The organism is Pedobacter westerhofensis, from assembly GCF_900182595.1.
GTDB classification, from domain to species: Bacteria; Bacteroidota; Bacteroidia; order Sphingobacteriales; family Sphingobacteriaceae; genus Pedobacter; species Pedobacter westerhofensis.
Genome location: NZ_FXTN01000002.1, coordinates 17,760 through 41,786, shown reverse-complemented (window position 1 = coordinate 41,786; position 24,027 = coordinate 17,760). Strand labels below are relative to the sequence as shown.

26 protein-coding genes and 1 riboswitch are annotated in these 24,027 nt (G+C 44.2%); of the genes, 10 read left to right on the top strand and 16 right to left on the bottom strand.

What is annotated here, in order from left to right:
* Positions 1-482: 482 nt before the first annotated feature.
* The 3 genes from FN831_RS03020 to FN831_RS03010 are packed head-to-tail and all read right to left on the bottom strand — an operon-like array spanning position 483 to position 1,785.
* Positions 483-677, bottom strand: coding sequence for a hypothetical protein (locus FN831_RS03020; RefSeq protein WP_142526745.1), 195 nt, complete (start codon positions 675-677; stop codon positions 483-485).
* A 30-nt stretch (positions 678-707) separates the two neighbouring features.
* Positions 708-1,322: a hypothetical protein gene (locus FN831_RS03015; protein WP_142526744.1), complete on the bottom strand. Its 615-nt coding sequence runs from the start codon at positions 1,320-1,322 to the stop codon at positions 708-710.
* Entirely contained in the window at positions 1,306-1,785 is a 480-nt protein-coding gene (locus tag FN831_RS03010) for an RNA polymerase sigma factor (RefSeq protein ID WP_142526743.1), read from the bottom strand. The genes FN831_RS03015 and FN831_RS03010 overlap by 17 nt, the downstream gene beginning before the upstream one ends.
* 108 nt (positions 1,786-1,893) lie before the next feature.
* On the opposite strand from FN831_RS03010, the gene FN831_RS03005 reads away from it, so the two are divergent.
* Positions 1,894-2,958, top strand: coding sequence for a cytochrome-c peroxidase (locus tag FN831_RS03005; RefSeq protein ID WP_142526742.1), 1,065 nt, complete (start codon positions 1,894-1,896; stop codon positions 2,956-2,958).
* 108 nt (positions 2,959-3,066) lie between these two features.
* Here the strand turns inward: FN831_RS03005 and FN831_RS03000 are convergent, their stop codons facing one another.
* On the bottom strand, positions 3,067-3,567 hold the full coding sequence (locus tag FN831_RS03000; protein WP_142526741.1) for a molybdopterin-dependent oxidoreductase: 501 nt from the start codon (positions 3,565-3,567) through the stop codon (positions 3,067-3,069).
* A gap of 55 nt (positions 3,568-3,622) precedes the next feature.
* A complete protein-coding gene (locus tag FN831_RS02995; protein ID WP_142526740.1) occupies positions 3,623-7,315 on the bottom strand; it encodes an ATP-binding protein in 3,693 nt (1,230 codons plus the stop codon).
* 216 nt (positions 7,316-7,531) lie between these two features.
* On the opposite strand from FN831_RS02995, the gene FN831_RS02990 reads away from it, so the two are divergent.
* Both FN831_RS02990 and FN831_RS02985 read left to right on the top strand, forming a co-directional pair.
* Positions 7,532-8,296, top strand: a complete 765-nt coding sequence (locus FN831_RS02990) for an SDR family NAD(P)-dependent oxidoreductase (protein ID WP_142526739.1) — start codon at positions 7,532-7,534, stop codon at positions 8,294-8,296.
* A gap of 38 nt (positions 8,297-8,334) precedes the next feature.
* Positions 8,335-9,249 (top strand): helix-turn-helix domain-containing protein, encoded by a 915-nt coding sequence (locus FN831_RS02985; RefSeq protein ID WP_142526738.1) that lies wholly within the window; start codon positions 8,335-8,337, stop codon positions 9,247-9,249.
* A gap of 11 nt (positions 9,250-9,260) precedes the next feature.
* Here FN831_RS02985 and FN831_RS02980 read toward each other — a convergent pair whose 3' ends face one another.
* From FN831_RS02980 to FN831_RS02940, 9 genes are all read right to left on the bottom strand, one after another.
* Complete coding sequence (locus FN831_RS02980; protein WP_142526737.1) at positions 9,261-11,000, bottom strand: carboxypeptidase-like regulatory domain-containing protein; 1,740 nt, start codon at positions 10,998-11,000, stop codon at positions 9,261-9,263.
* A gap of 9 nt (positions 11,001-11,009) precedes the next feature.
* Positions 11,010-11,963 carry a FecR family protein gene (locus FN831_RS02975; RefSeq protein WP_142526736.1) on the bottom strand — a complete coding sequence of 318 codons (954 nt, stop codon included), beginning with the start codon at positions 11,961-11,963 and terminating at the stop codon, positions 11,010-11,012.
* An 8-nt stretch (positions 11,964-11,971) separates the two neighbouring features.
* Complete coding sequence (locus FN831_RS02970) at positions 11,972-12,556, bottom strand: RNA polymerase sigma-70 factor (protein WP_246101314.1); 585 nt, start codon at positions 12,554-12,556, stop codon at positions 11,972-11,974.
* Between the two features lie 363 nt (positions 12,557-12,919).
* Positions 12,920-13,672 carry a DUF3800 domain-containing protein gene (locus tag FN831_RS02965; RefSeq protein WP_142526735.1) on the bottom strand — a complete coding sequence of 251 codons (753 nt, stop codon included), beginning with the start codon at positions 13,670-13,672 and terminating at the stop codon, positions 12,920-12,922.
* A gap of 85 nt (positions 13,673-13,757) precedes the next feature.
* Positions 13,758-14,489, bottom strand: coding sequence for a hypothetical protein (locus FN831_RS02960; RefSeq protein WP_142526734.1), 732 nt, complete (start codon positions 14,487-14,489; stop codon positions 13,758-13,760).
* 152 nt (positions 14,490-14,641) lie between these two features.
* Positions 14,642-14,773, bottom strand: a riboswitch (cobalamin riboswitch).
* 119 nt (positions 14,774-14,892) lie between these two features.
* Complete coding sequence (locus FN831_RS02955; RefSeq protein WP_142526733.1) at positions 14,893-15,294, bottom strand: VOC family protein; 402 nt, start codon at positions 15,292-15,294, stop codon at positions 14,893-14,895.
* 33 nt (positions 15,295-15,327) lie between these two features.
* Entirely contained in the window at positions 15,328-16,077 is a 750-nt protein-coding gene (locus FN831_RS02950; protein ID WP_142526732.1) for a helix-turn-helix domain-containing protein, read from the bottom strand.
* 41 nt (positions 16,078-16,118) lie between these two features.
* Complete coding sequence (locus FN831_RS02945; protein ID WP_142526731.1) at positions 16,119-16,982, bottom strand: DUF808 domain-containing protein; 864 nt, start codon at positions 16,980-16,982, stop codon at positions 16,119-16,121.
* A gap of 78 nt (positions 16,983-17,060) precedes the next feature.
* Positions 17,061-17,312 (bottom strand): hypothetical protein, encoded by a 252-nt coding sequence (locus FN831_RS02940; RefSeq protein ID WP_142526730.1) that lies wholly within the window; start codon positions 17,310-17,312, stop codon positions 17,061-17,063.
* 237 nt (positions 17,313-17,549) lie between these two features.
* Here FN831_RS02940 and FN831_RS27580 point away from each other — a divergent pair, with 237 nt between their 5' ends.
* A complete protein-coding gene (locus FN831_RS27580) occupies positions 17,550-17,726 on the top strand; it encodes a hypothetical protein (protein ID WP_185960364.1) in 177 nt (58 codons plus the stop codon).
* 51 nt (positions 17,727-17,777) lie between these two features.
* Here the strand turns inward: FN831_RS27580 and FN831_RS02935 are convergent, their stop codons facing one another.
* Together FN831_RS02935 and FN831_RS02930 are read right to left on the bottom strand one after the other, a co-directional pair.
* Positions 17,778-18,041 carry a DUF3072 domain-containing protein gene (locus FN831_RS02935; RefSeq protein WP_142526729.1) on the bottom strand — a complete coding sequence of 88 codons (264 nt, stop codon included), beginning with the start codon at positions 18,039-18,041 and terminating at the stop codon, positions 17,778-17,780.
* Positions 18,042-18,122: 81 nt separating this feature from the next.
* Entirely contained in the window at positions 18,123-18,710 is a 588-nt protein-coding gene (locus FN831_RS02930; protein ID WP_142526728.1) for a Crp/Fnr family transcriptional regulator, read from the bottom strand.
* Between the two features lie 281 nt (positions 18,711-18,991).
* Between FN831_RS02930 and FN831_RS02925 the strand changes: the two genes are divergently transcribed.
* The 6 genes from FN831_RS02925 to trxB all read left to right on the top strand — a co-directional run bounded on the left by FN831_RS02925 (position 18,992) and on the right by trxB (position 24,015).
* Positions 18,992-19,840: an alpha/beta fold hydrolase gene (locus FN831_RS02925; protein WP_142526727.1), complete on the top strand. Its 849-nt coding sequence runs from the start codon at positions 18,992-18,994 to the stop codon at positions 19,838-19,840.
* 51 nt (positions 19,841-19,891) lie between these two features.
* Positions 19,892-20,467: a redoxin domain-containing protein gene (locus tag FN831_RS02920; RefSeq protein ID WP_142526726.1), complete on the top strand. Its 576-nt coding sequence runs from the start codon at positions 19,892-19,894 to the stop codon at positions 20,465-20,467.
* A 341-nt stretch (positions 20,468-20,808) separates the two neighbouring features.
* A complete protein-coding gene (locus FN831_RS02915) occupies positions 20,809-21,663 on the top strand; it encodes an AraC family transcriptional regulator (RefSeq protein WP_142526725.1) in 855 nt (284 codons plus the stop codon).
* A 64-nt stretch (positions 21,664-21,727) separates the two neighbouring features.
* Positions 21,728-22,492, top strand: a complete 765-nt coding sequence (locus FN831_RS02910) for an SDR family NAD(P)-dependent oxidoreductase (protein ID WP_142526724.1) — start codon at positions 21,728-21,730, stop codon at positions 22,490-22,492.
* A 90-nt stretch (positions 22,493-22,582) separates the two neighbouring features.
* Entirely contained in the window at positions 22,583-23,008 is a 426-nt protein-coding gene (locus FN831_RS02905) for an OsmC family peroxiredoxin (protein ID WP_142526723.1), read from the top strand.
* A 53-nt stretch (positions 23,009-23,061) separates the two neighbouring features.
* Positions 23,062-24,015, top strand: coding sequence for a thioredoxin-disulfide reductase (gene trxB, locus FN831_RS02900; RefSeq protein ID WP_142526722.1), 954 nt, complete (start codon positions 23,062-23,064; stop codon positions 24,013-24,015).
* Positions 24,016-24,027: the final 12 nt, after the last annotated feature.

The window sequence follows — 24,027 nt, the reverse complement described above, 5'->3', positions numbered from 1 at the left end:
GTTTAAGATATTACCAGCCCAGACGAAATCAGCGAACCCATTACTGGAAGGATTATGGCCGACGACAAACGATTTTTTGAGATCTATATCAGCAGCCCTCTGCTCAACAGTCAGCTTATCCTGCTCGATAGGCGTTTCTATTACCTCCAGCGCGGTATCGCCATTAAAGACAAAATCAATTCCCTGTCCGCTTTTCTTTTGAAAATATTGAATAGTTCCTCGTGATTTCAGTTGTATATCATAAGATAAGTATAGATAAATACAAACTATTTGATTTGTATCTCATCAATTAGTTAGACTATTTGATTCATTTTTCATCAATTAGGATAACTAATTGATTTATTATTTACCGTAAAGTTAGACCAGCTGATTTATTTTTCATCAAATAGTTAGACTAGCTGCTTGCTTAATTATCAGGATTAGGGTCTGCCAGGAATGATTCAAAAACGATTGCGGTGATAACAATGCAAATTAAAATCTGATCAGCTACTTCTGGACCTGCTCTTTTGCATTTTGATAATGGCTATAACTTCCAGCATCATGCCTAATCCCGTTAAAAATCCTTTAAGCATATCGGGCATCGCCAAATGCTTGCCGAGAGGTGGTGTTACCACAACAAGTAATAGTCCGGATAAGAGGTAAACTAATGTGCCTGCAGATAATTTTTGCCGTTTCATATGATTTGTTCTATGTTTATGTATCGTTTTTCAGATCTGATGGTCTTCTGGCATTGCCTGATCACTGAGCTGTTTCGAAATCTTTTCCAGACGTTCCTTCATGGCATTTAAAGCCGCCGCATTTTTTTTGTAAGCCCGAGGCCGCATCACGAGAAAGCTGAATAGCAGCCAGATTGTGCATGTGATCAACAGCACCGCAGATTTCAATGGATGCTTGCTAAAAGGTTCATAAAGGGAAAAAAGCAATCCAACTGATGTGAGCATAAAGATAACCAGCTGTGTTTTCTTGTAAAAGTAGAGTTGATTCAGGCGGGTTTGTTCAATAAAGGCCAGGAACTCAAAATTACTCACATCATCGAGTGCATAGAAACGCCTGAGCGACCTGATATTAGTGGCCGCAAGAACAGTACCTGCTGATATGATCAAAAGCCCTCCAATCTGTGTAGTGATCATTTTGGAGTGTTCAACAAACATCATTCCCGCCATAATTATGACCATTACCGAAGATGCGAAGATTACCATCCACTTTTTTCTTAGCCGCTGCCTGCGGAACTTTTTCACGAGCGCCCGCGTTTCGGCAGCACTTGGCAGGCTGTCTGTTTTCGCTGTTTGCCAAATCGCTTTCAGATCAGTTAAATTGTCCATATGCTTTAAATTTTTTAGCCAGCTTTTCCTTTATACGATGAACCTTCACCCTCACATTTACGTTGCTCAGTCCTATAATTTCAGCAATCTGTGCCTGCGGCAAATCCTCCAGGACAAGTGAGATAATGATGCGGTCAGTTTCCTCCAGTTCTCCGATACAACGGTATAAAAAAACCAGCTTCTCTTCAGGAGATTCTTCCCGCTGTTCTGCAAGATCAAAGGGAAGGTCAGACTGCGGCATGCGCCTGGCAACTTCCATGGCGCGCAGACAGTTGTTAGTTGCTATCCTGAAGATCCAGGTACCAATGTGCGACTGCTGCCGGAACGCGGGCAGGCCTTTCCATATGCCAATAAAAGTTTCCTGGACCAGATCTTTAGCTTGCTCTGAATTATTCGTATAACCCATGCAAATTCTATAAATTTGTGGGGCATAGCGATTATAGATGTCGTCAAAGTCTGTCATGTTGCCGGGATGATTCAGTTCTGGTTTTATTTATGCCGGGTTAGATACGACGCTTACTGAAATGTTACAGCTGCTTTTGCATCATGCCTAACACCACTAAGGACAGCGATGAAATTAAATATAATAAAAACAACCAGGATACTGATCATGCTGGGAATTGCTGTGTTTGTGTTTTGTATGTCTTCGTACAGGTCAGCGCCATTGGGAAAAGTTGAAACAGATACGATTAGAGTTGTCTTGCCAGTCAATTTCCCAAAACCGGTATATAACTTCGACCAAAACCCGATTACCAAAGCAAAGTTTGAACTGGGAAAAGCTTTGTTTTACGGAGCTGTATTATCTTCAGATCATTCAATATCCTGCAGCAGCTGCCATCAGGCTTCGGCAGCCTTCGCTAATCTGAATACCGCGGTCAGCAAAGGCGTAAGGGATTGCCTTGGCGACCGCAATGCGCCGCCTTTGTTTAACCTTGCCTGGCAAAAGGAGTTTATGCTGGACGGAAGGATCAAAAATATCCTTGACGTACCCACAAATGCGCTTACCAGTCCCTGCGAGATGAACAATCAGCCTGACAGCATTATAAAAATGCTGAAAAATGACTCCGTATTCCCTGCACTTTTTGAGCAGGCCTTTGGCAGTAACAGCATCAAAACAGAAAACGTGCTTACTGCGCTGACACAATTTACGGTGATGATCATATCTGCGGATACAAAATATGACAGGTACATCCGGAAAGAGATGGGGGCTGATTTTACCGCAGACGAACAGCGTGGGTACATCCTTTTCAAGGAAAAATGCAGCAGCTGCCATAAAGAGCCCTTATTTACTGACGGATCTTACCGCAATAATGGCCTTGATGACTTATCGAAAGACAGAGGGCGTGACAGCATTACGCACCTGATCAGCGACAGGGGAAGATTCAGGGTGCCTACACTCCGTAATATAGAAATTACCAGGCCCTATATGCATGACGGTAGATTTGGGTCCCTGAAACAAGTTTTGCAGCATTATGCTTCAAATGTGAGGAACCATGCAAACCTGGATCCCATTTTAAACAAAACGGGATCCAGGGGAATACCTTTGAGCATAGTTGAGCAATCGCAGTTGATTGCCTTTCTGAAAACCCTGACAGATATCCACTTGATCAACGACCGCCGGTTCATTAACTTTTAGGGCTTTCAGGCAGCAAATACCTGGCTGATCGACGATTGCCGGTTGATTAACGTTTAGAAGCCCCCGCAGCGGAGTAACTAGCTCATCAGCTAGTGCCAATTATAATTTCTAGGGCTTTCTTGCATCAAGCACTTCAATAGATGTAACGCGCATTACACTTCTTGCCGGTTTTTTATCGCCAGGTACGATCAAGCGGTACGGGCCAAGGTTTGCCGCCAGTGCTTCACCATCTTCTTTATCCGCCAGAACAGCAACCTTATCTGTAAATGCAGGATCGAATTCAGGAATAGCAAGCACCACCTGGTAATTGTCCGCAGCCGTGATCAGAACATATTTGGCCATCGTTTTTCCTTTCAGCATATTGCCTGGTACGGCTTCGGCTTTTGTGATGATCTCATAAAGCGAAACGCCACTGTAATGATGGTCTTTGCCGTCGTGGTCCTTGACTGTCACCTCAACTTTTTTCATGGCCGCGATTGCAGCAGCATTTATTTTATAGGGTTTGGCAACGCTGCCGCCTACATTCACATCTACATTCTGGGCTTTTACGGCAGAAACTGTGCAAAGGAACAGAACGGTCATGCCTGTGATTAACAGATTCTTATTCATATGTTCGATCATTAAAAATGGTACATCAAATTAGCAAAATAATTCATGTTAATACTTATTCCAGCGGAAGTTCAAAATGAAATACTGACCCCTTCCCTACTTCACTGTCTGCCCAGATCCGACCCTCGTGCCGGGTGATAATCTCTGCACACAGATACAAGCCGATCCCGAACCCGCTGATATGCTCCATTTGTTTGTTCTCTGCCCGAAAATAACGGTCGAAAAGCCTCTCCAGATCGGCAGGCGCAATACCCATACCTTCATCTGTCACACTGATGATGACAGACTGTTCCTTAGTGATACAACTGATCACGATCTGCATCGCTGCCGGTGAGTATTTTACCGCATTACTGATAAGGTTAGAAAGTACGGTACCAATCTTGTCCCTGTCAGCCAGGATATTTGTATCCGGACATTCTAGAAAGCTAAGCTGATGGGTTCCGGTGCGTACGCCAAGATCCTCAATGGTCTCATGGATCAGGGTATTCATCGAAAAGAGATGTTTGTTTAACTGAATCTTTCCGGATTCCAACCGGCTTACGTTGAGGAAGCCATTGATCATCGTATTCATTTTTTTTACCTGGATCAAAACTTTATCGATCTTATCTTTCGCAAACGCATCCTTTGTTCTCCTGGCATGTAAGTCAAGTATCTGCGAATATCCCACCAGTGAGGTGAGCGGTGTCTTTAATTCGTGGCTGACCATTCCAATAAAATCATCCTTCCGCAAAGCATCTTCCTTGGCTTCAGTAATGTCCAGGATTGTGCCAATGACCGCTTTTACGCTGCCATCATTATTTAGTTCAATCTTTCCTGTAGTGTTTAGCCATTTTCTCCTGCCGCTGTTGTAGGGCTGGATCTGATAATCCTCATCAAACCTTTCTCTTGTATCCACGGCATGTTTTATGCTTGCCAACACGCGGTCGCGGTGCTCAGGAACAATCATCATTGTTGCATCATTAACCGAGATTTCCAGATCAGCAGGAAGCCCATGGATAACCCTTGCCTGACGGGAAATCTCCAGAATACCAGTACCCGAGACGGCTATCCAGTTGCCCATTCCGGCGGCGTCCATTGCCAGTTGCAGGGTATCTGTAGTTTTTTCAAGTTCTTTACGTGCGATCACCTGTTCCGTCACATCTGCCGCAACAGCCATTGTTCCGGTGATAACACCATCTGCATTCTTCAGGGGCTCCAGGGTAAGGTTGGTAAAGACTGTATCCCTGCTGCCGTGACGGTCAACAAATACGGGGATTTCGCTTATCGTAACGCGGTGGCCCGACTGTAGCAAACGTTCCATCAGCCGGTCGAACCCTTGTGTTTTCAATTCTGGTATGGCCTGCAGAAGAGGCTTGTTAAATGTATCTTCGGCACTGCGTCCCCAGTACTGAAGCATCCGCTCATTGGCCATCTCCACCATATGGTCTTTGCCGCGATAAATGGCAATAGCCACAGGTGCCTGCATCAAAAGATCCCTTAACTGCTGTTCTGCCATGCCCCTGGCAGTGCTGATCTTGATCTGCGCCCTCACTTTGGTCAGCAGTTCTGCTGCCGAAAAGGGCTTTACCAGATAATCATCTGCACCTGCTTCAAGGCCAAAAATACGGGCCTCTTCACCTGCACGCGCAGAAAGAAAGATCACTGGCAAATGTGCACTCGATGCGTTAGCCCGTACATGTTTAAGCATGGTGGTACCATCCATTACCGGCATCATAATGTCGCTTAATACCAGGTCGGGGTTAATATTTTCTATTTTAGCCAGGGCATCCTCGCCATTGATGGCAAGCACAACAGTGAAATATGGATCAAGCAGCCGTTGCAGGTAATCCCGCATATCGGCATTATCATCAACAATCAAAATGCGGGTTTCCTGGCTTTGGGTAATATCATGAACTGTAGTCGGGCTATTTGCAGACTGGACGTCGGGATGTGACAGCTGATCCTGCAATAAGGTAAAAGCTTCTTTGATAAAAGCGCCTGTCAAAGCAGTGGAATCAATTTCCTTTGCTTTTTGCAATACCTGTTCCTGCGGCAGATGCGCTTTTCCAAGTGGGATTTTGACCGTAAACGTACTGCCAGTCCCTTCAATACTTTCTACAGAGATATCCCCTCCGTGCAGATTCACCAATTCATGAACCAGCGAGAGGCCTATTCCTGTGCCTTCATGCGTTCGCCCTGCAGAATTCTCGATACGGTGGAAACGCTCAAACATATGCGGCAGTTCCTTTTCAGGAATACCAACACCCGTATCCTGCAACCTGAGCACTACAAAATTTCCTTCCTGCTGCAAAGAAACCCTGATGGATCCTTCCAGTGTATATTTAAAAGCATTGGATAAGAGATTGAGCACAATCTTTTCCCACATCTGGCGGTCGGCATAAACTACGCCATTGATTTCCCGGCAGTCAACAATAAGCTCCATTCCCGCTTTCTCAATAATTGAGCGGAAACTGCTGGCCAGATCTGTAGTCGACTCTGGAAGGTCAATCTCCTGATAAGCTGCCTGAGCGCGGCCAGCTTCAACACGACTGTAATCCAGCAGGTTATTTACCAGTTTCAGCAGGCGCACCGCATTACGGTACACTGTATCAAGAGGTTCCTTTACATCATCAGACAAGTTATCCTTATCCAGAATATCCTCCAGTGGGCCCAGCATCAGTGTGAGTGGCGTGCGAAATTCATGGCTCACATTGCTAAAAAATGCTGTTTTAGAGCGGTCTATTGCCGCAAGGGCTTCAGCGCGGTTCTGTTCCTGCACGTAAGCGTAAACACTGGATACCGCTGTATTATGTGTATTGGCGAGTAAGTCGTAAAAGCTTAAATATTCAGGGTCCAGCTCTCTGCAGGCACTCACGCCGGCTATCATAAACCCGAAAATTTCCGGCTGTCCAGTGATTCGCAAAGGGAGTACCATCGCTGTAGTGGGTATTTCTGCAAAAGGGCCTATTGGCTGCCCGCCAAGCCATTCGTCTATATTGATCTGTGTATTTGCGCCAGACTTGAGCACCCGCTGAAGCTCCCAGTTGTTAGCAGGGTCTTCTATATTGATATGGTCTGGAATAGGGAGGCTTTCCGGGATACCCGCACTGCTAACCAGCTGCGCCAATCCTGAAGCATAATCTATCTGATAGAACATCAGGAAAGGAAGATCATACTGATATTCATCATATTTTTCGGCTGTCACGCGGCCGATCTCTGCGACAGATTTAGCTTTGGCCAGAGAAGCGCCAAATTCTCTGAGCACCCTGGTACGCCGGGCGTTCAGCATCTTTTCGGTAGATTCTGTGATCGGATGGAATATTCCTCCAACACCCCCGGATTCATCCCTGATGGGGGCAAAAGAGAAGGTCATGTAGGTTTCTTCGATATAACCATAACGGTCCAGGAACATCTGCTGGTCTTTGATGTACGTACCTTCACCATGCTGCCCTCTGGTAAACGCATCCCCTACCACAGGCAGGGCTGTTTCCCAGCATATACGAAAATTCTGCCCCATAGACTCCGGGTGCTTGGCACCACAGATTGGCCGGTAGCTGTCGTTATAAATCTGTATGGTCTCCGGTCCCCAGGCAATAAGGATAGGGAAAGTTGAGGACAGGCAAAGACTTACAGAGGTACGCAAACTTTGCGGCCACTCTTCTATTGGCCCAAGTGCTGTCTTTGACCAGTCCATTGACCGGATCAGCTTTCCCATCTCGCCGCCGCCGGAGAGAAATTGTTCAGTATTGGCGATGTTTTGTTGTTCCATTAAAATCAGTCCGGAAAACTTAAGTTTATCCTACTCCGGGCCTACAGGGTAAAGATATAGAATATCCTGCATAACCAACATCCCAAAAGCCAGGTCACCACCTACGTTCCAGCAATTGATTGAAATTCTCAACTATCCGATTGATTTCACCAAACACTTGTGCTGCCCGATCAGCTAATTTTGTATTACAATATTTAATCATCAAAGACAATAAACATGGCAACAACAGCAAGTAAAATCGCATTAATCACCGGCGGCAGTCGCGGACTCGGCCGGAATACTGTTCTTAATCTCGCAAAAAGAGGCGTTAATTCCATCTTCACTTATAATTCATCACCGGAGGAGGCAGAAAAAGTTGCAGAGCTGGCAAGGCAGGAAGGCGTGCAGGCGATCGCCCTGAAATTAGACACAAGTGATATTACTTTATTTGAACCCTTTGCAGAAGAAGTGAAAGCTGCGCTGAAAGAAATGGGCGCAGAACGTTTCGATTACCTGGTGAACAATGCAGGTACCTCTCACCATAACTCTATTGAAAAAACCACAGAAGAAGAACTGGACCTCCTGTATAACATTCACTTTAAAGGGGTTTTCTTTTTAACCCAGAAACTTTTGCCCCTGATCAACGACGGCGGCAGCATCGTCAATATTTCTACCGGGCTGACCCGTGTGAGCGTTCCCGAAAGCGGCCCTTACGCATCTATCAAAGGTGCAGTTGAGGTGCTTACGCGTTATCTTGCAAAAGAGCTTGGCCCCCGCAGGATCAAAGCGAATACAGTTGCTCCGGGAGCCATCCAAACCGATTTCAGCGGAGGTATAGTGCGCGACAACCCGGAGGTAAACGCGATGGTGAGCAATGCAACAGCACTAGGCAGACCAGGACTTCCTGATGATATCGGTCCGATGATCGCTTCGTTATTATCTGAAGACAACCGCTGGGTTAACGGACAGCGGATAGAAGTTTCCGGCGGACTGATGGTTTAACCTATTTTATTATCTTTACATATACACGAACTGCTGAAATGATCACCAACACATCACTAGACGATTTTTACAAAAGAAACGGTGCCGCCTTACCGGACGGTATGGCGCGTGAGATTGGTCATTTCAATATTTTTGAAAGCGAAAAGCTCTTCAACAAAAAAGACGGTACACGTGTGATGCCCTACAGCCGCCGCGCATATTACAAAATCAGCTGGCTCAATGGAAAAAGCAAGGCAGAATATGCCGACAAAGTAATCGACATCCGGGGAAATGCGCTCTTGTTTGCTACACCCAAGATCCCCTATCACTGGATGCCCGAAAACAGCGATCAAACAGGCATGTTCTGCATTTTTACCCCTGAGTTTTTATGGTCTGGCAGCACAGGCATCCAATTGGATGAGCTCCCGATCTTCCAGTCGGGCCAAACCCCAATTTTTGAGCTTAGCGATGAAGCACAGCAGGAAGTAGAGTACATCTTCCGCAAAATGCTCAAAGAAATGGGCTCTGACTACAGGTTCAAATACGACCTGCTCAGGAACCTGGTGCTGGAGCTGATCCATTACGGACAGAAACTGCAGCCGATGACTTCGCTCAGTAATACACAAAATGCTTCAGAAAGGATTTCTTCTTTGTTCCTGGAGCTGCTGGAACGCCAGTTCCCGCTGGACTCCACGCAGCAACGTTTAAATCTCCGCACTGCAAAAGACTATGCCGATCGCTTGGCGGTACATGTTAATCACCTCAATAAAGTCTTAAAAGATGTGACCGGCAGCACCACCACGCACCTGATCAGCAACAGAGTGATCACCGAAGCAAAGATCCTGCTCAAACAGACCAACTGGAACATTGCCGAGATCTCCTGGACTTTAGGATTCGACGACCTGGCACAGTTTTCTAATTTTTTTAAAAAGCAAACTACCTATACGCCCAGCTCTTTCAGGATGGCAGAATAAACGCTCAGCTTTTACAGGAAGGAAATCCCTACCGTCCATCCTATCCAGCCTTTACCGTTACCAATATTCACCAGGCCGGGCTTGTTCCTTGTGATTTGCTGCTGTTCCTGATGCAGGACCTCTTTCTCCTCAGGGCTTTTCCCTTTGCCCTGGCTATAAAGCAGGTTAAACGAAGGGCCGCCAAACAAAGCAACTTTTTGGTTCAGCCTGTAATTAAACAGCGCATTGATACGGCTCACCTGGTGTGAATTTTTCCATTTGTCGGCCTGCAGTGTTTGCGACCAGATTTCTGCAGAGACTGAATAGCGGTCATTAAAGACAAATTCATGCCCTACACCATATCCAAGGGCAAAATATGTAGCATTGCTGCCGGGGTTTATGCCTGCTGAAAGTATTGCGTACAATTTTTGGTTACCGGTTTTAAAGCCAACATTTGCCGGGGCAATGTCACTGGAATAAGCGAGTATTTTATGATAGCCGTTTTTAGATAAATTCAATAAACCCAAGGCATAACCATTCAGGGTATCAGCCACATTGATGATGCCAAACGAAAATCCATTCATTACCCTGGCCTTATTCAGGATGCCTGCGATCTGGGCCCCGCTTGCAGTATCGCCGGTAATATTTGCAATCCCGGCAATGCGGAACCCGCTGCTGTTCTTTCCGGCGTAGTTCAATATACCAGCTGTCTGTACACCTTTTACACTGCTTTTGGTGCTGTTAAAAATTCCACCGATCTGTACACCCTTCACACTGTCCGTCACCATATTGTAGATAGTAGCCATTTGCAGCCCATTTACCTTTTTAAGCACATTATTGCCTATTCCACCGATCTGTACGCCGGTAAAATTCCCGCCGGTTACATTAAAAAGCCCCGCTATCTGCAGATATCTTACGTCCAGCCTGTTGATGTTAAATATATAGGCAAACTCTACCCCGTCCAGTCCGGCAGTATATCCGCCAATCACATTTAATGAAAAATGGTTTACCACCTGGCTGCTCATCATGCCCCGCGAGCTCAGCCCCGGCGTTAAGGAAGTCTGGTAGGGTGCCGTGGCAAAGTAATTGCGCAGGTTAATGCCCTGTGTTCGTAGCCTGGAGGAAATAAAGATCCTGCCCAGCCAGGTTTTTGCAGCCTTATCAGGATTTCCGGCCCCATTGTAATCAGGATCGCGCGGTTTGAGGCCAATGCTCACATCGCTCAGAAAGTTAACGCTGGCGTCCTTGTAAAACTCTTTGCTCACGGTGAGCGTAACCATCCCCGCGGCCTTGATTTTGATCTTAAAATACCCTTTCTGATCACTTAACGTAGATACCAGCAACCGTTTTTCGTACACACTGGCATTTGGGATCCCCAGTCCTGTGTGCTCATCCAGGATATATCCGCTGATAAAATAATTCTGTTCCCTGCCCCCTGCATTTTCAGCTTTTAGTGTCAGCTCATTTGGCGCAAGGCGAAGGATCACATATCCTGGGCTCTCCTTATAATCTACATTTCCCTTAAATAAGGAGTCTAATACAATGCGCAGGGGCTGATGATCAATTGATAAATTAACCAGGCTATCGGCATTGATCTGATCGTTACTGTACGAAAAATAAAAGCCGTTCCTCTTCCCTATCGTATCCAGCAGGGCCGAAAGTTTAGTTTGCCTGGCATGGATACTGATATCCCTATCCAGTTTGCCCTGTGCCATTACGCAGGTCGAAAGCAGGCAAAAAACTATCGTAATCAGGCTTTTCATATCTCTCATATCCCGGGGCTACCGAATAATAATTTTATTTGATTCATGTATAACCTGCACTTTAAAGGCAAAAGAGATAATCTCCAGGATCTGGTCAAGGCTCCCCAGCCTGAAAGTAGTGGTAATCTGTCTGTTTGCCAGTGCCTGATCAGGGATCTGGATGTTAACCTTGTATACATCATTGAGCACTTCTGCTACACGCCACAAAGGGGTTTTATTGGCCATAAACTCCTTTGTGCGGTAATAGTTGTAAAAATTATCTTTACTCATACCTTTTTTAAATTCACCTGAACGGTAATCAATTTCTACCTTTTCTGACGGAACAAGCCTGATTACTACCTTTTTTCTTGTTACCTCAACAATCCCTGTTTCTACAATCACCTGTGCTTTCAAATGATCGTTCCTGATGTTGAAGGATGTGCCTACCACCCTTACCGCCGCATCATTTATATGTACAATAAATGGTTTCTGCCTGTTATGTGCAATGCTGAAAAAAGCTTCGCCGCTCAGCAGCTTCATTTCGCGGGTGTTGCCGGTAAATTTAGCCGGATATTCAATCACAGAGTTCTTGTTGAGGGTGATCACAGATCCGTCAGATAAGGTATCTGTTTTTACTGTATCGTAGCTTTGCAGAGTAAGCATTTCCGGCTTTGCCTGATAGTATCTGGTAAATAACAGCAGGGCTGTACCCGAGATCACGACCCACAATGCTGCAATCCGTAACCAGTGTGTGTTTTTTTCCGGCCGCTCTAATCTCTGCCCAGGCCTGTCCCTCAACTGTAAAAATTCCTGCCACGATGATTCTTCATCCAGGCCGCTCTCAGTTTGCAGCGTCTTGCTGGTTTCCCAGATCAGCCTGATGTGTGCCAGGTGTTTCTCATTCGCAATGCTTTCCTTCAGCCATCCTGCCACCATTTCTTCCTCGGCCGGAGTGGCTTCACCAATTACATATTTTATTAAAATCTCGTCCATTTCTCTTTCTATTTAAATATGATAAACTGATGGCTGATGACCCAGATGATCAGCGGCAGGTAATCTGCGAGCTCATGCCGCAGGATCTTCAGGGCTTTCCCCATTTGCGCCTCCACGGTTTTTACAGAAATCCCCATCTGGTCGGCAATTTCCCTGTATTTTAGTTCCTCAAAACGGCTCAGCTGAAAAACTGTGCGGCATCTTTCAGGCAGGTCGTTCAGCACCTGCTGTAGTTTTCCCTTTAAATCTGTAAGCTCAATACCGCTGTCGTGTTCCTCTGTATTTTTCATCGTGTATACCAGATGATCCTGGTGATTGAGTTTAACTTTTTGGTGCCGGATGTAATTGAGGCATTCATGATATACAGCACTGTACAGGTAAGCTTTAAGGGAGCCGTTAAAGTTTAAGGTACTTCTACGTTCCCAAAGTTTTAAAAAGATATTCTGTACGGTTCCTCTGGCTGCTTCTTCATCTTTGAGCATCGTAATGGCGTATACATGCAGCGGCTTCAGGAAATGTTTATACACGCCTTCAAAAGTCCTCTCATCTCCTGAAAGCAATAGGGGTATAAGCTGTTCGTTATTCAAATCCAAAACTGTGGCGATTTAGGTTAAGCATTGTTTAACAATTATAGTTATTTAACAGTAAAGAACAGAAGTTCTTCCCTCGTCTGCTTATAAAACACGCCAGTATTGGTTTACCCCTATGCAGGCAGAGAATAAATTTTAAATATTGAGTTAGCTTATTACAAAACACCATAAACCGTCTGAAACACGATTTGGCTAACGCTTGTACAGCTGGATTCCAGCAAAGCTTCCAAAGGCGGTCAAAATTTCTATTTAGTAATTAAATTTGATTATTAAAATATTATCCCGATATTTGTTGTGTCAGGACCTGGGAAGTTGTACAATTTCTGATGGCCTTGAACAAATCCTCGGTTTGGGACCGGGGTTTTTTTATCTTCTAATAATTCCATCGTTATCACTCACATGAGAATTATAGCAGTTAGCCAGCAATTTTCTGTCGAAAATTAGATCTGCATCAAATTTCTTTCTGGCCGCCCGGGGAAACTCCTTTTCTTTGACAGTGTAAGCAACAACATCGGCAGACTGTATTAACATTGAATCTGATGATGCTTTGTAAACCGGATCTTCCAGTATACAATCTATTTGTTCAATTTCTAAAGGCCGGTCTGTAACATTGGTACCTAATAATTTTCTCACATGTGATGAGATCTTTCGCTCATTTGCCCGGTCAAAAAAAACCAGGCCTCTTTCCTTCTTCTGAAGTAAGAAATGATTAAAGGATTGATAAAGTTTGGTGATCATAGCTATTGTATATTCTTCAGGTTTTAACAAAGATGTCTCTTTATTGAGCACGGCAGCTATAATTGAACTTTTGACTACCTTGCCAATAAGATCACAATATTCCTCGATTAACTTCCATCTGTCAGGAACACTGATTTGCGTAAATGCTCCAATTTTCCGCGGATCAATCATTTCAGCACAATGAAATTCCTGATTGTAACTTACAAAACTTTCCTTCGCAATTTTCTTCCTGAAATTTTTGATTGTATTAAGCGTTTGGTTCCATTGAGCATCGTGAACGACAAGACCAGTATAAATCAGATATGGCGATCCTGTCTTCGTAAGATTAGATGAATCAAATTTGCCTGCATCTCCACTCTCATCAACATATAAAAAATACATGACAGGTTATTTATTTTCTTTTAATTACTCAAATATAATTTATAAATTATTATATTTCTAAATAATAAGTCAATTTTAAGAAAAATTATTGCGCGCCAAAATATCTCGCAGAGATCACCTTATAAATCAGGATGCAGCCAACGGTTGCAGAGCCCAGACCGGCAATTCCATTGATCCATTTAAAAACAAACATATTTTTTTTGAGGTACCTGCTCATCGTAGAGATCAGGATGTAACTATAGATGCTCATCGCCAGGATGATCCCGGCAGACTCTATCACCAGCACCATAATCGAAGCCTGAATGGTGGCAGCACTGATCACTAAAGCCGTGGTCAGCGCCCCTCCTGTACCGGCAAGCCCGTGGATCATGCCTACCCAGAAGGAACGTGTTAATGGATTGGCAACAATCACTTCCCCGTTTTTTCCATGTAGATGTATAGGGCCGGTTGCAGCATGGTGATGGATTTCTGCTGTTGCATTTGCCCTGATCATTTCATCCATTTTAGCATTGCTCCTGATTGCTTTGATACCCAAAATAACCATGATAGGGCCAACCGCAATCTCTGCAAACTCAGAAATATTGGTTACGTAATGGTGCAGGGATGCTTTAAATGCAAGGGCGATGCCGCCAAAAATCAGCAGGGTTACAGAATGCCCCAGTGCCCACTGCGAAGCCCTGAAAATTACGCCCCAGGAAATTCTTTTTTTCCTGATCGCCTGCTCCGAAGCCAAAACAGATACTGCCGTGATGTGGTCCGGCTCAAATGAATGTAATATACCTGCCAGTAAAGGGCGGCTAAAGTTGAGGAAACTCATGTTTGTAAATTGCGTTTTAAAATCCTTTTACAAGGCTCTAAGGCTTAAATTTTACGCAACACGATTCAGAAGGGAGAGGAATAGAAAGCACAGCCCAACAGGATTAGATACCATCTGTTTCAAATTGATCCCTGCTTCAAACCGCGAAAGCATCATCAGTACAATAAAAGGCAGGTATCTGACTTGTAACAAAATGTGTTACTTACAGTTGCGCGACAGCTCATAATTTTCACATGATTCCCTATTATTCTGCTTTATACAGAACCTTTAACTTGAAAATAAATTTAATGAAGAACCAGCGGAGTACTGTGATTCTTATTGCAATACTCCGCCGCTAATGTAGCATTAATTTCATGAAGCCCTGACATAAAGATTGGAGATCCCCATTGGCCCACGAACCTTTCTAATTTTGCACAGGCAATGCAGTAAATAACTCAATCAAATTATTTTCAGGGTCTCTCAAATGCACTACTCTGATTCCCCAGTCCTGCATGTCTTTAGGTGCTGTGAGAAAATTTACGGCTTTGCTTTCAAGATTTATAAATACTGCATCTACGTTTTCCACCTCGAAGATAATTACCGCTTTATCATTAACAACTGTATTCTCAGCAGCTCCGGCCTTGTTGATTGCCTGGCTCATCAGGTTAGCCTTAAATAGTGCAAGACCTGAGGGAAGCCCAATATTAAAACTGGCGTAATTGTCACCAGGTTTGCCCCATGAACATTCCAGGCCAAGCGTGTCACTGTAAAAAGCGAAGCATTTATCAAAATCATTTACTAAAAGTCTGATGTTGCTTAATTTCATTCCAATTTGATTTGAGTTACTCATCTTTCAAAATTACTTTTTTGTTAACACGGCCAATTGTAAAAATCGGTCATTTTTATTTTGAAACAATTCTGTAGGGCTATTGCCTGTATATTTTTTCAATGCTTTAATGAAGTGTGACTGATCAAAATAGTTTTGTTCAGGATATAGATTTCCGTTTCTCAGTTGCTGAAATGAAGCAAAACATCTCAATATGTTAGCATAAGACTTTAGCGAAAGTCCAAATCTATCCCTAAAGTATCTGTTTATTTGACGGCTTGTCCAAAATACCTCCAGCGAATACTGTTGAACAGTAAGTTCACCATTTGTTTCATAAAGCAGATTTGATAAGTTTAATATTCTACTCTCAACTGTTGCCAGATCTCCGATTACATCCAGGATAATATCATTAAATTTTTCTGCTGTCTGTTCTAAACGGGTAAAGCTCATCTTATCAATATTCCAAAAATTGAGAGGCAATTTTTGCTCAGTATCACATATTGCTGCCAGTTTTTGTTTAAGGATGTAATCAGCCGCCAATAACTTAAACCGTATTCCAAAGATCTGTGTATTTGGCTCAATTGGGACCTCAACTTGTTGTGTCCAAAGACCGGTCAAAGAGATCTCAGTCTGAATATTATTTTTGAAAACAACGATGATGTCAAAGCAACCGTCTGGCAAAATCGTTAGATTCAGGACTTTTTCAGCGGGATTTTCAAACCACCAAAAGCATTTCACATAAGGTAGTAAGGTAATAGCAGGCTGGATTTCTTTATAAATCATAATGATATGCCGGTTGACATAGTTATTTGGAACCGCGCATACTATTTAACGAGCGCAAATACCTTTTTGCCGGCAGTGGCTGCTCCTACAGCAAGCAACCCTGCAATCAGGCCCAGGGCAAGCTCCTTGATTGTTGAAGCAACGTTTGGCAATATATGGTGGAAAAATTCGATGTTATGTACAAAAATACCTCCTGAAACAAGGATCAATGCTATAGTACCTACCACTGCTAAAATTCTGATGATCACAGGAAGTGCTTTAACCAGTACATGGCCAATGCCCGAAAATATACCCTTATCATTTGAACGTTTAATCAGTTTGTAACCTGTATCATCCATCCTCACAATAAGAGCCACAATACCGTACACGCCGATTGTAGCCAGGATCGCAACGATAGATACGGTAACAATCTGTACCATCAGGCTCTCCTCCAAAACGGTACCCAGTGCAATAATCACAATCTCTACAGATAAGATAAAATCCGTAGTTACGGCCGACTTAACCTTTGCTTTTTCGGCAGTAGCTTCGTCCTCTCCGGCAGCTGCACTTTCTTCCTGCGGGGCATGAGCATGCGGAAAAAAGTATTCAATTATTTTCTCTACACCCTCGTAGGCCAGGTAAACCCCACCCAGTACCAGTACAAACTTGATCGCTACAGGAAAAAATACATTGAGCAATAAGGCGATGGGAACAATAATCAGTTTGTTCAGCAGTGAACCTTTGGTAATGGCCCAGAGCACCGGCAGCTCGCGCGATGAAACAAAGCCTGTAGCTTTTTCTGCGTTTACCGCCAGGTCGTCTCCCAGTATGCCGGCAGTTTTCCTGGTAGCCACCTTAGCCGTCAGCGCAACATCATCCATCAAAGAAGCAATATCATCCAAAATCGCAAAAAAACCTGCAGCCATATTTATTTTTTATAGGTCTGCAAAATATACATACGATTTGAATTTACGTAGGGAATGCAGCACAAAATGGTTTTAATATTAAAGATCTGATCCACCTGCATCAATATCTTCTCCGTTTAAAGCTTCCAGATCGTACTCATCAACATTTGTCTCGGGATCATCACTTGGGTCAAGCTCCAGGTCTTCATTGCTGTTACCAGTGTCGTCCGCAGAATTATAACCCTTATTTACTTCCTCGTTTACAGGCTTTTCAGGTTTAGTGGAAGCCTCTTCCGCAGAAATAATCAATTTATTATCAATGTCCAGTTGTTTTTCTTCGTTTGATTCCATGATCGTAGATTTTGAATAAAGAACAGCCTGCAGCGGATTTGGTTTCGATTAACAAAAAATTATGCCTTAAAAAATTTGTATTTCAGCACCCAAAAAAGTAAATTGATGCAATCATTCTTCATTCATACGGTATAGAGCCCTGCCTGATGCAGCGCTTTTTTTATGGGGCATCCTGCAGTTTGTTCCAAATCGTTATTTTGCGCAAGATATTGAAGGATTCACATAAAAAGATATAGAATGACAGAAAGCGATTTCCTGGTATATTGCCAGAATCAGGTGAAAGGGCCGTTAAAGGATGAAGATATTATACTGATGCTGACGGCATGGGGACAGATGAGTTATAACCTGGGATACAACCAGGCGTTAAAGGAATATGATATTACAAAAGACGGGCAACCCGGACCAGATCAATAAACACATAAAGCGGCCAGGCAAGTATAATCCTTACCTGGCCGCTTTATATGTTTATTTGTTTTCTAAACCTCTGCCAGTTTTGTGCTGTAACTCGTCAATACGTTTTGATGCTTCAGATTTACTGAGGGTTTCATCAAAATCTTCCTTTGCCTCGTCAGACAGTGTTTTCAGATAAGAATGCTGCGCTCCGGTCATGGGTTCGTCCCCGGTAGTCCATTCATCAGGATCTTTGACCGTGTTGGAGCCTTTTAAATCCGTATTTTCGTTTTCATCATTTCCCTGTTCATTGAACAGTTCATCCTCTTTGTTGATCATATGCTTTCAGTATGGTAAATTCAGATCAATCAACACATAAAATCAGACATTGTTTTCTTTCATGGAAGGGATGTGGGCCCATTACTTTTTGATGCGCTTTCTGATCCTGCTCAGTGATGGATTTGTGATACCTAAAAAAGAAGAAATATGATATGAAGGAATACGCTCTATAATATTTGGGTGTTCCTCCAGCAACCTCAGGTATCGTTCCTCATGTGAGAAAAACACAAATTCTTCGGTGCGTGTTTGTGCATACGCGAAAAACAGTTCCGCCAGCAGCCTGCCAAACTTTGCCCAGTTGGCATTGGTATCATACAGACCGTTCAGGTCCTTATAGGATATAAAAACAATTTCAGAATCTTCCATTGCTTCGATATAATACCAGCAGGGGTTTTGGGAGATGAAGCTTCTGAAAGACACCACAAACTGATTTTCTGAAAAGAAAAACAGGTTTTTATCCGTGTCCGTTTTTGGATCATGGTAATATATTCGAAAGATTCCTTTAACTACCAATCCAAGATCATTGCAGACCATCATCTGCATATTGAAAAAATCCCCTTTTTTTATCGACCGCGGTTTCCAGAACTGTTGTCCCTGGGCAATATCCTTATCTGTCAGCGAGGCAAAATTGCGCAGATGCTGGGCTATAATTTCATTTTTGTCATTCATGATCAATTCTTAATTTTTCAAAACGGCCTTCTTGAGAACAACATCGGGCGAGCGCGCCAAATTTGGACAATTAAATCCAACGCCATTTTAACTTAAGTTAATTTATGCCCTGAAATTAAGAAAAGATCTGATCATAGCAGAAACAAACAGGTTAATTCCCGGTCATGACAAATTCGTAATTACATCCGGCTGCTGTACTGAAAAAAATCCCGGTCTTAACTTAGGTGAAAAACATGCAGCAGATGAACCCTGATATTTGCAACAGTTAAAAAAGAAATATCATGAATACAAACAAAACAAGAAAATTTGCAGTCCCTGTAATGGCTGCATTTATACTGGCATTTGCCTTTCTGCTGTCGATGACGGGCTGTGATAAAGATGACGACCATAACCCTGCTCCTCCACAAACTAAAACCTTTGTGCTTGTGCATGGCGCTTTCCAGGGAGCATATGCCTGGAAATACGTAAAAGCCCAGCTCGAGGCCGCAGGACAAAAGGTGGTGGTTGTGGAACTTCCGGGACATGGTTCAGACCAAACCCCTGTGGCAACTCTTACGCTTAATTCGTACCGTAACAAAGTAATTTCTGCCATCACAGGCATCAGCGGCAAAGTTGTACTTGTAGCCCACAGTGCAGGTGGTTCTGTAATTACAGGGGTAGCGGATTCCATTCCCGAACACATCGAAAAGATGGTATATATTGCCGCAGCAATTCCTAAAAACGGACAGTCTTTAGATGATATCGTGGGCATGGACGCAAGTTCACAACTTTTTCCCAATGTAACCCCATCCGCAGATGGCCTCACCGGCAGTATATCTAACGACAAAGTATTTTCAATTTTCTGCCAGGACGGCTCGGAGGAAGTCAAACAATTGCTGATTGCCAATAACAGGCCGGAGCCTCTCCACCCACAAATGGAAAAGATCGTATTAAAGAATAATCCGGCAGCGGCTGCGCTCCCAAAATACTATATCCATACCACAAAGGATTTGGTTGCCCCCTACGAACTTCAAAAGAAAATTGTAGCTGAACATGGCATCAAAAACGTATTTACCCTTGATTCAGGTCATTGCCCTTTTCTTTCTGTCCCTGATCAGGTAACCGCAATCCTTTTGCAAATCATAAAATAATCAATTCACAACAGCCGGTGGTTTAACAACTGCCGGCATAATGCGCTTCATATGTCGTTACTTGCCAACCAACCGGCTCCTGATTTTCACATTACAGACCTGTCAGGGAACCCGGTAAAACTCAGCTCTTTCAGAGGCAGAAAAGTACTCCTTACATTTTACAGGCATGTAGCCTGCCCCTTTACCAATCTTCGTTTCCTGCAACTGCAGCAGATGGACGGATATTTCAGGGAGATGGGCCTGGTTGTTCTTGCGGTATATGAAAGCTCAATAGAAAACTTAAAGCGCTACAGCGCCAATGAATCGTTTTACGCACATATCATCCCCAATCCCGGATTTGACCTTTATACTTTATATGATATCGAGCTCAATACCCTGAAGATCTTGTTTTCGATGTACAAAGGTGCCTATGCAAAAGCGAAGGAAGGACACAAGCTGTTTAAGGAAAAATTTGAGCCTGAAGGGCATCTCAATCTATTAGGGGCCGACTTCCTGATTGACGAAGCAGGTATCATTGTGTACCCCTATTATAATCAGTACCTGGGCGACCACCTGCCCGTAGATGACATCCGGAAATTCCTGCACAATGAACTCCTGCAAACAGGATCGATTAACTGCAGAATATAGATTATTACCCGCCGCAATGGCGGATAAATAACCTGGTAAAATCTTTCGATTCGTTTCCCAGCTTCATAAACAGATTATTCAGCGACTCTGAATAGGTAGGATAGGTAATCCGGCCTGTCCCGAGCCGATCACTATGGCATCATAATGTTTCCTAATCTTCAATTATTTGCACGTAAATTACGGCAACACAACACTTTGCTTTTTTAACTTAAGTGAAAACCCTGGGTTTTTTTTCCTAAAAAATCATTACAGAAAATGTTTTTTATTGCCCACAAATTATTTTCTGCAACTGAGCAAAGCTGTGATTACTTTTGCAGTATACCTTCAGCAGAAGAGATCAGATGAAAAGTGACAAAATTAGTTTACATCAGGATGAGCTGGATGCCAGCGGTGTTGATGTACTGCCGGTCAGCGAAGCGGGTTATACCGGTCCCCTACCCCACAGGGATGACCATTATATGTTTTTGATACAGGAAGGCGGTTCATTTACCTGGGAAGTAGATTATAAGGAAATGATTTTGGATGGGCCTTCCTTATGTTACATCGCCCCCGGCCAGGTACACCGGTATATCAACTTTGAACACTCAGAAGGCTGGCTGGTTTTTGCGGATAGCCGGCTGATCCCAGGCCAGTACCGCGAAATCTTCGATGTGTACCTCAACGCGTTTCAAAACTGCGCAACCATCCAAAGCGATCCGGTATTCAGGATCGTAACTGTCCTTGATCAGATGCTGAAACAGGAATCATTGCCCCTTCTAAAGCCCCTTACGGAAACACTTATCGCGACACTATCAGGTATGATCGCGTCACAGATTTTACAAAACCAGCCCAATGTCAGGTATTCCGGCGGTCATAAGCACAGCCTCGTTATCCACTTTAAAAGCCTTGTTCGCGAAAAATTCAAAGAACTGAAGCAGGTTAAGGCTTATGCGTCACTGGTACATATCACACCCCTGTATCTGAACGAAGCAGTAAAAGAAATCACCGGCTTTCCGGCCAGTTACTGGATCAACCAGGAAATACTACTGGAAGCCAAAAGGATGCTGTATTATACCTCGCGGAATGTAAAACAAATCGCATATGATTTAGGCTATGAAGACCATGCCTATTTCTCACGCTTCTTTAAAAAACATACCGGCATAACTGCTATGGATTTCAGAAATATAAACCATCAATTGTCCAATCAAAGCCATTAATCGGCTAAAGGTCCCCAGCGTGCTGCTGTCTAAATTTGTATCTGTAATTCAAACAAAATACAACATGACAGAAACAAAGAAAATCGCTTTGATCACTGGCGGAAGCCGCGGATTGGGAGCAAACATTGCGCTAAAACTCGCGGCAAAGGGTGTAAACATCATTTTTACGTATCAGACAAACAAAGAAGCTGCACTACAGGTGGTAGAAGAATTGAAACAGGCAGGCGTTCATGCTGTTGCACTACAATTTGATATCGTGCAGATCAAAAAGTTTACTGTTTTTTTTAAGGAGCTTGAGGTGCTCCTGCAGAAAGAGTTTGGTGCCGGCCGTTTCGACTACCTGATCAATAATGCAGGTGTTGGGCTGCATGCAACTTACGAAGAAACTACAGAAGAACAGTTTGATTACCTGTTGAACGTGCATTTTAAAGGACTTTACTTTTTCACCCAGCAGAGCCTTGCTTTTATACACGATGGCGGGGCGATCGTCAATATGTCCAGCCGGCTTGCCCAAGCCAGCGTTGCCGGATTTTCTGCCTATGCGGCGATGAAAGGCGCAGTGGAAACACTTACCCGGTACCAGGCCAAGGAGCTTTCCCCAAGGAGAATCAGAGTTAATACCGTAGCGCCCGGCCCTATCGCCACCGACTTTGGCGGCGGACTGGTGAGGGACAATCCCCTTTTCAGGGCCAATACTTTGGCAGCAACTGCCTTGGGACGTATCGGAGAGGCGAGTGACATCGGCGGCGTAGTTACTTTCCTGTGCACAGCAGATGCCAGCTGGATCACAGCACAGCGTATTGAGGCCTCCGGGGGAATGAATCTATAATAGAATGGACTAAATATTATGCCTGGTTTAACTTAAGTGAAAAAAGAATCCTGGTATTTGCCGGACTTTTACATCACAAATTGTAAAATCATGCAAAGAACAGCAAAAGCCTTCTGGCAAGGCGATATCAAAATGGGGCAAGGCACCATATCCACTCAAAGCCAGGTACTAGATCATGTACAATATTCATTCAACACCCGTTTCGCAGATGGAATAGGCACCAATCCGGAAGAATTGCTTGCAGCGGCCCACGCCGGTTGTTTCACCATGGCCCTTTCCCATGCCTTAACGCAACAGAACTTCGCTCCGGCAGAGCTGAATACAACAGCTACTGTAACACTGGATATGTCTACAGGTAGTATCACTAAGGTTAACCTTGAGCTTTCTGCAACAGCGATCGAAGATCTGTCAGCAGAGCGGTTCGGAGAAGTCGCCCTGATGGCCAAAAACAATTGCCTGATCTCCAAAGCATTGTCTGCTGTACAGATAGAACTTACTGTAAGTTATCAGGAATAAATATATCCCGGGCAGTGCGTGTATAGCTGCTGCCCGGTCAATTCAATTTTATTATGCAAACAGAAACAGAACACATCAGGTGCCTGATCATTGGATCGGGACCTGCCGGCTATACAGCCGCAATATATGCTGCCCGTTCCGGTCTTCAACCCGTCATATATACAGGCATGAACCCTGGGGGACAGCTCACCCAAACTACTGAAGTAGAAAACTTTCCGGGATATCCAAACGGAATCCTTGGTCCGGAGATGATGGAAGACCTCCAGAAACAGGCAATGCGCTTTGGCACCGAAATCAGGTTTGGCTATGTGAGTGGGGTAGACTTCAGCAGTTATCCCTTTCAGGTAACGATCGACGAGACCAAAACCGTGGTGGCCGACACCGTGATCATTTCAACCGGTGCTTCCGCCAAATGGCTGGGGCTTGAATCCGAGGCCAGGTACAATGGCTTTGGCGTATCAGGCTGCGCAGTATGCGATGGGTATTTTTTCAGGGGCCAGGAAGTGGCACTGGTTGGAGGTGGCGACACCGCTGCAGAAGAGGCAACATATCTTTCCAAACTCGTGAGCAAGGTTCATATGTTTGTCCGCCGTGGTGAATTCCGCGCTTCTAGGTCTATGATCGACCGCGTCCTTAACACCCCAAATATCGAGGTTCGCTATCATTCGGAAATCACGGAGGTCATTGGCAATGATAAGAATGTCACAGCCGTCAGGGTTTTGAATAGTATCACCCGGCAGGAAATGGATATCCCGGTTTCGGGCCTGTTCGTTGCTATTGGCCATCAGCCCAATACTGATATTTTCAGGGGCCTGCTTGATATGGATGAAACCGGGTATATCAAGACCCTGCCCGGCAGAACATCTACCGCTATTCCGGGCGTGTTTTGCTGCGGTGACGCGCAGGACCATATCTACCGCCAGGCGATTACGGCGGCGGGAACAGGCTGTATGGCTGCACTTGATGCAGAACGCTTTCTGGCTGCCCGGGAAGCAGAGCTGGTCTGAAAACCCCGGATT

Bases quoted from the DNA above. Each gene is read 5' to 3' on its own strand.
- FN831_RS02940 (WP_142526730.1), bottom strand. From the start codon at position 17,312: ATGGAATCAAACGAAGAAAAACAACTGGACATTGATAATAAATTGATT.
- FN831_RS02920 (WP_142526726.1), top strand. From the start codon at position 19,892: ATGTCGTTACTTGCCAACCAACCGGCTCCTGATTTTCACATTACAGAC.
- FN831_RS03020 (WP_142526745.1), bottom strand. From the start codon at position 677: ATGAAACGGCAAAAATTATCTGCAGGCACATTAGTTTACCTCTTATCC.
- FN831_RS03005 (WP_142526742.1), top strand. From the start codon at position 1,894: ATGAAATTAAATATAATAAAAACAACCAGGATACTGATCATGCTGGGA.
- FN831_RS02980 (WP_142526737.1), bottom strand. From the start codon at position 11,000: ATGAGAGATATGAAAAGCCTGATTACGATAGTTTTTTGCCTGCTTTCG.
- FN831_RS02995 (WP_142526740.1), bottom strand. From the start codon at position 7,315: ATGGAACAACAAAACATCGCCAATACTGAACAATTTCTCTCCGGCGGC.
- FN831_RS02975 (WP_142526736.1), bottom strand. From the start codon at position 11,963: ATGGACGAGATTTTAATAAAATATGTAATTGGTGAAGCCACTCCGGCC.
- FN831_RS02985 (WP_142526738.1), top strand. From the start codon at position 8,335: ATGATCACCAACACATCACTAGACGATTTTTACAAAAGAAACGGTGCC.
- FN831_RS02910 (WP_142526724.1), top strand. From the start codon at position 21,728: ATGACAGAAACAAAGAAAATCGCTTTGATCACTGGCGGAAGCCGCGGA.
- FN831_RS03010 (WP_142526743.1), bottom strand. From the start codon at position 1,785: ATGACAGACTTTGACGACATCTATAATCGCTATGCCCCACAAATTTAT.
- FN831_RS02955 (WP_142526733.1), bottom strand. From the start codon at position 15,294: ATGAAATTAAGCAACATCAGACTTTTAGTAAATGATTTTGATAAATGC.
- FN831_RS02945 (WP_142526731.1), bottom strand. From the start codon at position 16,982: ATGGCTGCAGGTTTTTTTGCGATTTTGGATGATATTGCTTCTTTGATG.
- FN831_RS03000 (WP_142526741.1), bottom strand. From the start codon at position 3,567: ATGAATAAGAATCTGTTAATCACAGGCATGACCGTTCTGTTCCTTTGC.
- FN831_RS27580 (WP_185960364.1), top strand. From the start codon at position 17,550: ATGACAGAAAGCGATTTCCTGGTATATTGCCAGAATCAGGTGAAAGGG.
- FN831_RS03015 (WP_142526744.1), bottom strand. From the start codon at position 1,322: ATGGACAATTTAACTGATCTGAAAGCGATTTGGCAAACAGCGAAAACA.
- FN831_RS02990 (WP_142526739.1), top strand. From the start codon at position 7,532: ATGGCAACAACAGCAAGTAAAATCGCATTAATCACCGGCGGCAGTCGC.
- FN831_RS02935 (WP_142526729.1), bottom strand. From the start codon at position 18,041: ATGATCAACAAAGAGGATGAACTGTTCAATGAACAGGGAAATGATGAA.
- FN831_RS02925 (WP_142526727.1), top strand. From the start codon at position 18,992: ATGAATACAAACAAAACAAGAAAATTTGCAGTCCCTGTAATGGCTGCA.
- trxB (WP_142526722.1), top strand. From the start codon at position 23,062: ATGCAAACAGAAACAGAACACATCAGGTGCCTGATCATTGGATCGGGA.
- FN831_RS02905 (WP_142526723.1), top strand. From the start codon at position 22,583: ATGCAAAGAACAGCAAAAGCCTTCTGGCAAGGCGATATCAAAATGGGG.
- FN831_RS02915 (WP_142526725.1), top strand. From the start codon at position 20,809: ATGAAAAGTGACAAAATTAGTTTACATCAGGATGAGCTGGATGCCAGC.
- FN831_RS02960 (WP_142526734.1), bottom strand. From the start codon at position 14,489: ATGAGTTTCCTCAACTTTAGCCGCCCTTTACTGGCAGGTATATTACAT.
- FN831_RS02930 (WP_142526728.1), bottom strand. From the start codon at position 18,710: ATGAATGACAAAAATGAAATTATAGCCCAGCATCTGCGCAATTTTGCC.
- FN831_RS02965 (WP_142526735.1), bottom strand. From the start codon at position 13,672: ATGTATTTTTTATATGTTGATGAGAGTGGAGATGCAGGCAAATTTGAT.
- FN831_RS02950 (WP_142526732.1), bottom strand. From the start codon at position 16,077: ATGATTTATAAAGAAATCCAGCCTGCTATTACCTTACTACCTTATGTG.